At 61.5% G+C, this 12,327-nt stretch carries 11 protein-coding genes; 2 read left to right on the plus strand and 9 right to left on the minus strand.

Translation table 11 applies throughout. The features are described from left to right. The first annotated feature begins 54 nt into the window (after nt 1-54). A complete protein-coding gene (locus tag LL962_RS04725) occupies nt 55-504 on the plus strand; it encodes a transposase (RefSeq protein ID WP_441004853.1) in 450 nt (149 codons plus the stop codon). Between the two features lie 367 nt (nt 505-871). Continuing rightward, nucleotides 872-1,447 (plus strand): hypothetical protein, encoded by a 576-nt coding sequence (locus LL962_RS04730; protein ID WP_228316082.1) that lies wholly within the window; start codon nt 872-874, stop codon nt 1,445-1,447. Between the two features lie 339 nt (nt 1,448-1,786). Here LL962_RS04730 and LL962_RS04735 read toward each other — a convergent pair whose 3' ends face one another. The 9 genes from LL962_RS04735 to LL962_RS21035 form a co-directional block, all read right to left on the minus strand. Continuing rightward, nucleotides 1,787-2,128, minus strand: coding sequence for a hypothetical protein (locus LL962_RS04735; RefSeq protein ID WP_228316083.1), 342 nt, complete (start codon nt 2,126-2,128; stop codon nt 1,787-1,789). Continuing rightward, nucleotides 2,125-3,060, minus strand: a complete 936-nt coding sequence (locus LL962_RS04740; protein WP_228316084.1) for a phosphoadenosine phosphosulfate reductase domain-containing protein — start codon at nt 3,058-3,060, stop codon at nt 2,125-2,127. The genes LL962_RS04735 and LL962_RS04740 overlap by 4 nt, the downstream gene beginning before the upstream one ends. 23 nt (nt 3,061-3,083) lie before the next feature. Then, nucleotides 3,084-4,484, minus strand: a complete 1,401-nt coding sequence (locus tag LL962_RS04745) for an integrating conjugative element protein (RefSeq protein ID WP_304956881.1) — start codon at nt 4,482-4,484, stop codon at nt 3,084-3,086. 10 nt (nt 4,485-4,494) lie between these two features. Next, nucleotides 4,495-5,430 (minus strand): TIGR03756 family integrating conjugative element protein, encoded by a 936-nt coding sequence (locus tag LL962_RS04750; RefSeq protein ID WP_441004854.1) that lies wholly within the window; start codon nt 5,428-5,430, stop codon nt 4,495-4,497. Next, on the minus strand, nt 5,427-5,876 hold the full coding sequence (locus LL962_RS04755; protein ID WP_228316085.1) for a TIGR03757 family integrating conjugative element protein: 450 nt from the start codon (nt 5,874-5,876) through the stop codon (nt 5,427-5,429). Before LL962_RS04755 ends, LL962_RS04750 begins: the two co-directional genes overlap by 4 nt. 131 nt (nt 5,877-6,007) lie before the next feature. Continuing rightward, the gene (radC, locus tag LL962_RS04760; RefSeq protein ID WP_228316086.1) at nt 6,008-6,508 is read right to left on the minus strand and encodes a RadC family protein; all 501 of its coding nucleotides are present in this window, start codon (nt 6,506-6,508) and stop codon (nt 6,008-6,010) included. Between the two features lie 378 nt (nt 6,509-6,886). Next, nucleotides 6,887-7,831, minus strand: coding sequence for a hypothetical protein (locus tag LL962_RS04765; protein ID WP_228316087.1), 945 nt, complete (start codon nt 7,829-7,831; stop codon nt 6,887-6,889). Then, complete coding sequence (locus tag LL962_RS04770) at nt 7,831-10,137, minus strand: AAA family ATPase (protein ID WP_228316088.1); 2,307 nt, start codon at nt 10,135-10,137, stop codon at nt 7,831-7,833. Before LL962_RS04770 ends, LL962_RS04765 begins: the two co-directional genes overlap by 1 nt. Before the next feature lie 101 nt (nt 10,138-10,238). Beyond that, nucleotides 10,239-12,290, minus strand: a complete 2,052-nt coding sequence (locus LL962_RS21035; protein WP_441004855.1) for a hypothetical protein — start codon at nt 12,288-12,290, stop codon at nt 10,239-10,241. Nucleotides 12,291-12,327 lie beyond the last annotated feature (37 nt).

Consider the following 12,327-nt stretch of genomic DNA (forward strand, 5'->3'; position numbering starts at 1 on the left):
CTGCGCATGAAGTGAGCCACAGGCGAGATGGCGAGCATTACGCAAGAGCAGCAGATGCTGGGGTTCGATCCCCTGCACAACAAGACCCGCAAGGAGATCTTCCTTGAAGAGATGAACCAAGCGGTGCCATGGGCGGCACTGGTGGCACTGATCCAGCCGCATTCGCGCGGCGCGCACCAGGCACTGGGTGGACGCCCGCCGTTTGCCGTGGAGACGATGCTGCGCATCCACAGCCTGCAACTGGGGTGGAACCTTAGCGACCCGGCCATGGAGGAAGAGCTGCGCGAACGCCCGCTGTACCGAGAGTTCGCGGGGCTCTCGGGGGAGGGCCCGGTTGCCAGACGAGACCAAGATCCTGTGGTTTCGCCAACTGCTGTAGAAGCATCGGCTGGCCCCGGAGATTTTCGCAACGATCAACGCCCATCTTGCGGCGCAAGGGCTCATGCTCAAGACAGGTACGCTGATGGATGCCACGCTGATTGCCGCGCCCAGTTCGACCAGTAACGCCCAGGGTGAGCGCTACCCCGAGATGCGCGAGACCAGGAAGGGCGACCTGTGGCACGTCAGTGCGTGGGCGGCTTGCGGTCTAGGCAGGCAGTCTACGCGACGTTAAGACGGGGCCCAAAAGCAAGTCTGTTTATACCTTGAGGCAAAAGCGCAACGCCGCGGATCGGGCGCAAAGCTGGTTGCGATTAGGGTGAGAGACTGGAGACAGCGAAATGAAAAATGGCCTTGGCGCAAGAGCGCGCCTGAACCGGAAATTCAGGACGACGATGCGATCCGGCACGTGCTGGAGCACCGGCTTCTTCAGTAAGCGTGTTTTTATCAAGACCGTCAGGCGGTAGTGACACTTTGGAGCTTACAGGGTCATATGGACCTGCATGTCAGTATCAACGGCAGTTTGCCAATGGCCTACGTACAGGGGTGGAGTCTCTATCCCGGCAACCGAGTAGCGCTCGTGCTGCACTTCGCCTTTGAGACATATCTATTGGGCAAAGGCTTTGGCGAAGCGCTCGCACGGGGCTATGCCAAGGCACTACGCCAAGAGTTCGGTGCCGAGCAGATCGTGTTCAGCGAACGCTGTTACTCGGTGGTCCACGAAAAGCTCTTCAAGCGCCTGGATGCGCAGGCAAAGAAACGCAGGAACCACCCCGGCTGTCCTGATTGGGTTTGGAAAATTCCGGACGCCAGCGCTGCTTGCCCCCTACAAATGAGGCCGGTTGCGCGGCATTTGGGGCCGGCGCTCTACGACCTATCCTCTTTGAATGGGATGGCCGTGAGTACGGAGAAACCCCTGATCCCTCAGAGTGTTTCGGTAGTTGTTGAGCAGCACCGCTTCGGCTTCACGGGCCACGTCAGCGCCTGCAGCGATGACTTTGCCTTCATCGTCAATAATGGCCAGGCGGGCGCGCTTGCCATCCACATCCACCAGCAGGCCCTCGTGTGAGGTAGCGTGCATTACGACGCCGGGCAATCCGCCGATGCGCTGGTTGCCGATCATCGCGCAGACCCTTCTTCCGGTTGAATTCCTGCGATCGCCTGATGCGCAACAAGTGCTGGAAGGATGTTCCCGTGGTTCGCATGACGCTCGTCGGCGAGCGCAGTCATGACCGAGAGCATCGCGCGACTGAGCGGTGCGTCTATGCAGTTGCCTGCGATAGGGCTGAGCGTGCGGCGACGAACTGGCACGTGGAACTCCTGGTGCGTGTATGTCGCAAGTCGAACGCATTTGTCGGCGGGGTGCCATTAGAAATGCGGTGGCGCTGAGCCCCGTGTTACTTGTTCCTCAGAGGTTGCTCGCTTCGAGAAGAAGAACAGCGAGCACTGTTGCGACTTCAACTCGACGAATGCGTGCAAGATCGTCGATGTTTTTCGCATTTTGGTGATTGCGTATGCGAAGGCGTCGCCAACCCCAAGCAGTCGCTCCATACAGAACCAACCGCCAGGCGACAAAATAGCCGGCGTGGGCTCGGAGCCAATGGTTCCAGGCTTCGATGCCGCCCAGCATGCGGATGCCCACCAAGTTCGCAGCCACGGCGATGCCGATGGCCAGCACCGTCCACAGCAACGCGATGCCCAGCCGGCGGTTGAGCAGCCAGGCAAAGCGGCGTCCGCGCTTTTCTGTCACGAAGGGCGCCTCTCGCACAGCGCCAAGTCGGAGGTGCATCCGCCACCAGGCGGGTCATCGAAGAACAATGCGTACTGCCGTCCTCCCCGCGCCGTGCGGCACCACTGCACCAGCCGGCGGATGCCGGAGTACCGGCCGGGCCGATCCGCATCGGTCGGGTCCTTCATGGCCGGGAAGAACGTCGCCGCGTGTCGCTTGTTCGCCGCGGCCACCACCCGCTCCCAGCGCTCGATCCGGTCGATGTGCTCCGGGAAGCGCTCGGCGATCGAGCGCAGCTCGGCCTTGCCGCAATGGATGCAGGGCATGCAGCCGACCCGCCCCATGCCCATGGAGTACAGCGGGTTAGGCGCCAGGCCATGGTCTGCGTGCTTCCTCCACACCTCCTGCACCGTCCAGTCGAAGATAGGGCGCCACAGGAAGCTGCCGGACTCGTGCCGGTTCCAGCGCGGCTGCTGCGCCCGGTGCCGACTTTCGTCGGCGCGGATGCCCAGCCACTGCAGCACCGGGCCTTGGCGCAGCATTGGAATCACCACCTGCTCGGTGATCGGCAATTCCTTGAGCTCGGACGTGCAGAACTGCGCCATCCGCGACGGAAAGCGTCCCTTGGTGATGCAGAGATCGAGATACGGGTTGCCGGTCGGTTCGTGCAACTGCGCAGCCTCGTGCACCAGCGCATCGGGAATGCCCATGCGCGGCCAATGCTCCAGCACATACGCCCGGTGCTTGGCCATTCGAACACGAAAATCCGCCTTCACCCATTCCACCCGCGGCCCGCCGGTGCGCTCATGCAGTCGCTGCACGTACTCGTACGTCAGTTCATGCTCGTTGCCCGTGTCCGCAAACACCGCCCGAAACGGACGGCCGGACTCGATCGCCATCAGGTACACCGCGGTGGAGTCCTTGCCGCCGGAGACATTGACCAGGTGCTGCACGCGCAGGCTGCGTCCCCTGGCGGTCACGGCGTGCTCCGCGGCTTCTGGATCTCCTGCACGCGGTCACGCGTCGGATCGCCCTGGTAGATGCCGCGCGAGCCCGCCGCACGGGTGCTGTGGCGTTGGATCAGCGCCATCGGCGAATTGCCGGCCAGTTCGCGGCGCAGCTCCAGTTCGGTCTTGAGGTTCTGGATCTCTTGCGCCAGGGCGCCGCTCTCCTGGTCCACGGCCTTGGTCGCGAGTTCGTTCGCGGCCACGTTGGGTTCCTTGCGGCCGGTGAGCAGCGTGCGCTGCAGCAGCAAGGCCTTCTCCATCACGCTCGCCAGCGCCACTTCCGAGGCCAGGCGCTTGCCCAGCAAGTCCTGGTCGGGTTCGTCGCGCAGCGCTTCGATCACGCCGCGCGTTACCGGCAGCGATGCACTGCCCGCCACATCCAGGTTGGCGGCCGTCGTTGGCTTGGCGCCGCTCACCAGTTCCTGCAGCGCCTTGAGCTTGGTCTCGTACTCTTCCTGGATGAGTGGGGTCAGGCCCGCGCCGGGCGTGGTCGCCGTCTTGTTGCAGGCCTGGCAGGTGCGCTGCTCGCGCTCGCCCAGCACACGGGTCGCCCAGGTCGCGGCGGCCTGGGGCGAGGTCCAGGTCTGGCAGGCCAGCCGGCCGTTGCAGTCGTTCGCGTTGATCGAGGAGGTGTCGGTGACCCCGCGGCCATTGAGCAGGTTGTAGCCGGCGCGCGTCACGTCGCCCACCACCTTGATGGCGGCCTGGCCCGAGCCGCCCGCGCTGCTGCCACCCACCCAGGGCACGCCGCTGTTGCCCTTGTTCGCCTCGGCCCGTTCGATGGCCGACACCGCATCGGTGCTGGACACGGCTTGCTTGAGCGCCATGCCCTCGGAGAGCTGGTCCCATCCGGTCTGCCCGCCGGCCATGTCCGCCATGCGGTTGGCGATCGCGCGGCAGGTCATCTTCGACCGGTCGAAGTCCAGGCGCGCCTGCAGGATGCCATTGGTCAGCAGGTTGTACAGGCCCGGGTCGGCGCGCTGGATGATCAGCGCCGGCAGCGACGCCACCGCGCTGGTGGCGTTCTGGATCACGTTGCTCATGATCGACTGGAAGCCGTTGGTGACGCCGTTGAGCTGGTTCTGCAGCGTCGTGGTGATGCTCATGTCGCCGCACACCAGGTTGCTGTTCCAGGCCGCGCCCACGCCGATGCTCTGCATGTTGCCGACCGGTCCCATGGACACGGCCCGGCCACCGCCGATGCTGTACAGCACGTCGCTGCCGAGCACGTTGCCGCTGGCGTGGAGGCCTTCTGCATCCATGCGCGTCTGCGCCCACGCCGCGCTCGCGGCCAGCGTCAGCGCCGCCAGGCCCGCAGGCCCGAACCGGCGCACGGCAGAAAACTGCCATTGGGAAAAACGGTGTTTCATCGACGTGCCCTCAGAAGAAGTCCACGCTGCCCAGGAACACCTGGCCGCGCCGCTGGCAGCAGCTGTAGGGGCGCCACAGGGCCCAGGCGTAGTCGCCTCGCTGCGCCTGCACGTGGGTGTTTCTGTTCGGAAATACCGCGCAGCCGCTGGACAGGGTCGGAGTCAGTTCCTGCCACCTTCCTGTGGCGGCGTAGCTCTCCACCAGCGCGCCGGCCGGCCAGTAGCCCGCATGCGCGGTGGCGAGCAGTGGCTGGTAGACGTGGGGCTGGCCTTTGCGCGTGACCACGTCGCCCGCCCGTTGCGCGACCACCGCGCCGGCCAGATGGTCATCGCTCTGGTGCAGGAAGCCGCCGCGGGGATAGACGTTGCCCCAGAGGTTGGCCGTCGACCGCGAGCCGATCTCGCGCATGCCAGGGGTCAGGGCCTCGGGATAGGCCATCTCCGGCACGTTGTAGCGCCAGGCCAGCGTGTCGAAGGTGCTGAGCAAATAGGGGACGAACGGCGTGCCGGCGCCCTCGCAGGTGTAGCCGGATTGGCTGGCGAACTCGCTGAACGCCGCGCCGGCCGGGTGCCCGATCACATCCGCGTTCTTGAACTTGGCCAGGTTGTTTTCGTGGTCCTCATTGGTCGTGCCATCGCCGCCGGCCTTCGCGCTGGGATTGGGCAGGCTCATGGCCCGCACTTCCACCCAGGGGTTCTCCCCCGTGTTGCTGTAGCTCGACACGACTGCGTCCGGGATGTAGTGCTGCACCTTGATTGAGGTGCGCACGGTGCAGCCGCTCCAGGTGCAGTACAGCCAGTAGCACACGCCCACCACGCGATAGGCCAGGCAATCCGGCGACAACGCTGAGGACACGATGGTGGCCGTGTTGAGCGCGAAGGAGGAGCCTGTGCTCGCGAGCAGCGCTCCCACGACCACGGCCCGAAAGCGTCGGGAGCGCATCATGGCTTCGTGCTCCTGTAGGCCGCGATGCGGGCCAGTGCGCGTGAGACGTTCGGCTCGCCGTAGACCACGTAGCGGCCATCGACCATGACCGCCGGCAGCTTCGCGATACCGGCGTTGTAGGCATCCACCACGCTCCGGTAGGCCTGCGCGATCTGTGCCGGCGCGGGAGCGCCGGGCGGGGCCTCTTTGAGGCGCCGGCGCATGATGGCCTCGGCCCGCGCGGGATCGCTGGGCAAGCCTGCGCCCAGCGCGGCCACCAGGCGGGCAGGGGCGTCGAGCTCGGTGACGGTGATGCCCGCGGGCACGGCGACGGGATGGGCGCTGTCGGTGAATACCCGGACTTCGGCCTCGACAGCGCTCGCAAGGAGTAGAAGTATTAGCAGTGCAGCCAGTCGCGGTCGCGGGTGCATAAGCTGCTGCAGCGGCGAGAAGAGAGGGTGGGGCATAGCGGCTCAAAGAGATGATCAGAACTCCCAGTCGAACCGATCCCTCCGAGGCAAGCCATCGACAAGCCGATGCGTCGCGTCACCGCTTTGTCTGCAGGAAAAAACGGGCGCCCGATGAGAGCGCCCGTGGATCAAAGAAGGCCAGCTTCGGCAAAAGAGTAGGGATCACCTTTGCCAACGATGACATGGTCAAGGATGCGAACGTCTACCAGCTCTAGTGCTGCACGCAGCCGGTCGGTGATGATCCGGTCGGCTTCACTGCGGGAGGTGCATCCAGAAGGGTGGTTGTGAGCGAGGATCACGGCAGCGGCATTCAACTCGATTGCACGCTTGACGATGGTGCGTGGATAGATCACAGCTTGATCGATGGAGCCTTGGGCAAGTGCCTCGAAGGCGATGACGCGGTGCTTGATGTCAAGGAACACGGCTGCGAAAACTTCATGAGTCTCGCTGCCCAGCTTGAGCCGAAGGAAATCGAACACTGCCTTTGGACTGTCGATGCAGGCGCCGCGTTGGAAAAGCCGATGCTCCAGTAGAGCAATGGCTTGGTGGATGAAACGTCGCTCTGGGTCGGAGAAGACAGTTGAGCTGGTGGAATGGGTTGGATCGAGGCGGGCAAATTGCGTGGACATGGATCCTCCGATGGATGAAGGAGGTTCGCGACCCCACAGGGGACGGAATCCCCCGAGGGTTGATGATCATGGGCATCCGCCGGCACGGTAGTGCCGGCCGTTCGCGGTGGGTGGATGCGATGCGGACTGGAGCGATCAGCGTGGATGGACCACGCCGCAGCCTTGAAGATCGGGCTGCCTGGGCAAGCCGATGGAGAACCATCGACTGCCTGCGTATGCGAATGATGACTTCTCCCCGTGGCGGGTTCCATCAGAAACCCGCTACGCCTCGGCATGTATTGATTCGCTCGACGAATCGCAATGTTCAGAGCTGTTGCAGAAATCTCTTTTTTTTGCGTGGATTCCATATGCTTCCGTTCATTGCGATTTTGGCGGCCGCTAAAGACGTGCCACGAATTCATCGATCCAGCTACGTACCATTTCCGAGTAGGGTGCGGTGGGATGTGCCATCTGGCGTATCTCACCGAATACCCTGTCCTGCAGTAACTGAAGGCGCTGTGGAATGTCCTGTGTCGGTAACACCGTGAGTGCAGTTGCCAAAGGTTCTGTCTTCAACTCTTCAATGATGTTGCCCAGTTCTATGGCCAGGTTGCCCATGAACTCCAGTTGGCGCAGCACCCTGGTGCGATCCTGGACCAGACCCAGCCGGTTGAGTCCGTAAATCTGGATGGAGGTGGCACCGCGTACGCTTGGATGCCCTGGACGACCTGCCAATACGAGGCCCAGCGGTGACTTGCGATCAATATGGAAATGCAGATGTTCCCTGGGTTCGTCTTGGGTCGGATCCAAGAGGAGTGGCATTTCGGTTCCTGGAAAATCCTTCTCTGATTGGGCGTGCTTGCTTCCCGTCAACAGCGGAAAGCTGTCCTTCTTCCCGGACTGGGTCCAGGCCATGGGGGTGCTGCCGAGCCCGCCGTTGGCATACAACTGCGCCAAGCTCGTCGAGCCGGAAACAATGCGCTGCTTGCGTCTACGATTGCAATCGATGCAGCTCGGAAGCAAGTTTTCCCAGCTCATCCCCAGCCACCAGTAGCCGGGGTGTTTAGGATCCTCGCTAACCGCGCCTTTGGGCCGGTAATGCTCGATGTCCACAGGGGCTGATGCCGGGTAGAAGGTTTCGCAGTAGGCGCACTTCCCGTGGAAGAGCAATGCGAGCTGTTTCTTGACCTCCTCATGCTTGTAGACGGCGAACTTGAAGGTCCCTTTTTTGGAAGATGTATTGGTCTGATGGTCTCGCGCCCGGTCTTTCTCGGTCTTTCCTTTATTGTCTTTGGCGGTCAGGCAAGCTGGTGCACTGACTGTGCCCCTGTCCACTTTGCGCATCACTGCATTCCCTGTAGTGCCTGCACGATGCGTGCTTTGACGCGCTCTCTCAACCGAGCCCCTTGCTCCTTCGGAATGCTGGACCGTTGCTGCAAGTACTCGGCGACTGCCTCTTGCACGATGCGCTGGGCCTCGGAGGTTCCAATCGGCATGGCCGAAGCGATGTCCCTGTTGAATTCATCGACAGCCTTGCGCTGTTCGTCCGTCAAGCCGTTGGGTGCCATGGCGAGTAGATCGGCAATATGCGCGAGCTGGCTTTCCATCTGAGGATCGTCAGTGGAATGGAGTTGGAAGAGATCGGAGGTCAGCAGCTGTTCCACCCGGAGTTCGGAAATGGAAGGGAGTTGGGTCTGTGCCTCGACGCGCATAGATAGCCCCGCGCCTGTCAATCCGTGTTCCAAGGTAGCCCGTCGCAGTACGACCACTTCGCCATCATTCATGCCGCGAAGGCACAGCGGATCATGGGTGGTTGCGATGAACGTCACGTTGGGCAGTGCCCTTCGGAGCCCGCGCATGATGTTCATTTTCCATCGCGGATGCAGGTGGGCTTCGACCTCGTCGATCAGTACCACGCCTGTCGCTGACTTTAGGCTGTCGAAATCCTTATGAATCTTGGAATTCATGAGTCCGCGCATCACGTCGCATGCCATCGCCAGAACGGAACGGAATCCCGAAGAAGCCACGTTGAGGGGACTTTGGACCAATGGTTCGCCATCGACAGTGGTGTCGGTTACGACGAAGCATTGCCTTTGTTCCTGGTCGCGGCGGATGACGTCAAAGTCCCCTTCGATCGAAAGTATGTCGCGCAGCGCTCTGACCACCATTGCGAACCGCTCCTTGCTCAGCTCCAGAAGCCATTGTTCCGGATTGGGAAGCACACTGGCATCGAAGAGATTGCGAATGAATGCGGCGGGTGAGCTTTTACGACTCTGCCGGTGCTGGTACTGCCGGAATGCGCCATACGCGAAGACGGGAACGGCATCTTGAGTTCCAGGTGCCTGATCGACCATCCTCTCGTGCTGAATGCGCAGTGTTCGAGTGGAGTCGTCCGAAAGGCGAATGGTCACCTTCGCACAATTGATCGCTGGTGAGTCCTGAGCGCCGAGCAGGTCGGGTGAAAGAACAAAGTTGCGCGCCGTCAGCCCGAGTGCGTTGCGTGCAGCAGGTGTTGCCAGTGTCAGTGCAATGGCTTCCAGGATGGAACTCTTTCCGGCAGCGTTCTCGCCCAGAATCAGGGCTGACGGGCTGCGTGGGGTGTCTCGGTCCGAGCGAACATCTTCCGGATCTTGAAGCTTGAAGTGGATGCCTTCGATGGCTTTGAAGTTCTCGATGCTGATTTCAGAAATCGTCGCTTTGCTGGATCGGTGCCAGCTCTCCGGGGTATCCGTTGGATTCGGCGGCTCCTCTTCGCTGAGTTCAGACCAGCAGCGGGTAAGGCGATCGTATGCATCGCGAGTGCCCTTGAGCTGGCGAAACACGCGTTCAATACGGCTCATCGCCAAAGCTGGGCGGGTACCCCTTCTCGCGCCGAGTGCGGCTGCCAGTCGGCGCAATAGCAAGTACCAAGTTCCTCCGAACTCCAGCTTCTGGAAATCGAAAACGTGGCTTGGCATGTCACCGTAAGGCGATGAGAGCTGTTCCCGGAGTTCTTCGAAGTATCGAGTGTGCTGAAGGCGCCTTTGTTCGACAAGTTCCAGCGAATTCAGGTGAAAGTGTTCGATTGTGAAGGTCCCTCGTCGCGTGAGGCCCCAGAGCGCACCATCCTTTCCTACCCAAAGGTGGATATGGAAATTTCGATCCGTGCAGGGATCTAGGAGCAACGGCTTCTCCCTGGGAGGGTAGTCCGTCGCGGGCCACAGCCCATAGTTGTTGCCAGCGAACTGGTCAAACAATGCGGGGCGCGGAATCGCTGCCCGCTTGCCAAACACCGGGAAATAGTTGGTTTCCCTGGGCCTGCACGACGAGCAGATGGCGTAGAAGTTCTGCCAAGCAAGGGCCAGCCAACTGTAGTACAGGTGAGCCTGTTCGCTGCGCTCGTAGGGGAGGGCTTCCTCGGGAGGTCTGAAGTGATATGGCGTTGTCTCGCGCTCCGCTTCGCAGAATGCACAGCGACCGTGGAAAAGTCTTGCGAGCGCGATCTTGAGGCTGGGGTGTTCAAAGTTCAATTCAGAGCGATAGATCTTCGACTGACTGCGCTTTTCCTCGGTGTCTGCCATGAATCTGGCGAGCGTCTCGCGCTGCAGTGTGGCCGCACTTCCCCTCAGTACTTCGGGTGGTGGCTCTGTCTCTCTTTCGATGTGCTGCATGTTTCTTCCTCCGTGTGCTTTTCTTTTGCGTCCATTTGGTGCGGATGGTGCCAGCGCGATTGCAATGCGATATGCGGAGATGCTCCAAGCCCGAGGCGTTACTAAATCCTTGGTGAGATCTTCAACTGGGCCAAAGGCTTTGGCGCGACATCCTGCATCGACGGTCTGTGCCCGGCGCCAATCGTACCCAACACTTGCAGTTCGTTCAGATAGTCCTTCGCAAGTTGGCGCTCATCGGCTTCATAGGAAGCGATCGTGTCCACGACGGTGTGCCACACACCGCTCTGCAGTGCAGGGCCGATGGCTTCGCTGGCGGGCTGGAGCGTGCCAAGCAGCGTTTTCAATCGTGCTTCCCGGTGTCGCCGCCATCCTTCTGCGTGTTGGGCTCCAGATGGGTGGAAGCTGTCGATCAATCGGTCTGCGGCCATGGCTCCGGCATTTCCGAGCGCCTCGATGGTGTCGCTGGGCATGTCCAGATTCAGCCCGCCTTCGCCGTCCCGTTGGCTGATCTGGACGATACGTTCGCGAAACCCCGGATAGGGAAACATGATCTCGTCGCGCCAACTCTGCATGGTGTTGACGATGCTGCTGAAGAAGCCGATCAGCCCACTCAGTGGCGCGGTGTCGTCGGCAGGCTGCCAGTAGCGCTGCATCCCGCCACGCCGGTCTTCTGGCAGATAGACGCGGCCACCGGCGTTGTCAGCCGCCTCTGGGGTGCTGATCTGGTGGTCCGGATGCTCCGCTTTCAGATTGACTGCGAAAGTGGGGTGACCCGGCAGTAGCGAGTCAAACATGTGCAGTGGCATGTTGCTGCCGATGCCACCGTCGGAGAACCAGACACGCTTGGCCAGAAGCGGGCGACTTTCTCGTTTGCGCTGCGCATTGTCCTTGAGGCTCCAGTCGATCGCATGCAGTGGCACCGCAGACAGAAGGAGTGGGAAGCTCAGGCTCATTCTGACCGCTACCACCACCGGCAAGCCGGCATTCCTTGGCAGAGGGCGCAGCGTCTGGCCGCTGGCGCTCTGCACCTCCAGCGATTTTGCTTGGCTATCTTCTTCGTGTTCGCTGCTGTGGGAATGGGCCTGGTTCAAGGCATCCATCACCGACTTCGGAAAAAGCAGACTCCACTCTTCGGGGTCGTAATAGAACGGTGGAGTACCGTCCCGAAATGGAATGGCGTAGATCATCTGCTGGGAAATCGCAGTGGTCATCACTTCCAGATTGATGGCTCGCGGCTGGGTGGGGTCGGCATGGCCCCACAGCTGTCCGAAGGTGAGCGGTGGGGCATCAGGGGACAGGCCTGCCAGCGCATTGAGGTAGTTCGTCAGCCAGTTGGTCAAGCCTTCTTGATGATTTGTCGAGGCGGCATCATCAGGCGTTCGGCCACTGCATAGACCGTAGTGATTGCCGTGCAGCCCTCGCAAGAGACTACGCGCGAAAAATCCGACAATCGCGGCGCAGACGGCGGCTTGGTACAGCAAGGTCACCGCAATCGTTCCCACCGTGTATGCACCCAGGCGAAGGACCGAGCCGTGTGCTGTTGCTACCATCAGCGCCGTAAACACCAGAAGCGGAAGTGCTGCAGCCCAGAGTAGGGCATGCACTGTCTTTCCCCGTATAAAACTGCGGACTGACAGCGCAGTCATTCCGGTGATGAGCAGCGCCAGCCCAAGGGAAGCCGCAACGTGCTTCCACTCGTCGACGATGGGGAGGAGTGCGTCAATGAACGGGTACAGCAGCAGGCTGCCCAGTAGGACTCCGATTACCACGGAGGTCTTGTACATGCGGATGAGACCGCCAAGAACCGCCTGCACAGCTCCACGCGGATCTTTGTTCAACATACCCACCAGCACGCCGAAATGTCGTCGGACACTTGGAGCGGGTTGGAAGAGAGTGAACAGCTTGGAGCGATGATCGGCGGTGATCTTCTCGCTCAGCAGATCGGGCAGTTTTGTCAGCGTCTCGAACGCTTGCGGATTGCCATGGTGCACGCCGTACTGGGCAGCGGCGCAGGCGCTGGCCGCGATGGCACCTGCGGACGTGCCGCCGATATTTTTGAACTGGTACTTCGATGCAAGCCGGGCAATCAGCTTTGGATAGATCACCCCGCTGGTGATCCCACCTTTCATCACAAGGTCGCAGTACTCCACCATGACGCTCCCCCCATGTGTGTAGTGCCAGTCCGCATAC

It is taken from the genome of Xanthomonas sp. NCPPB 1067 (assembly GCF_020783795.1).
GTDB lineage: Bacteria > Pseudomonadota > Gammaproteobacteria > Xanthomonadales > Xanthomonadaceae > Xanthomonas > Xanthomonas melonis.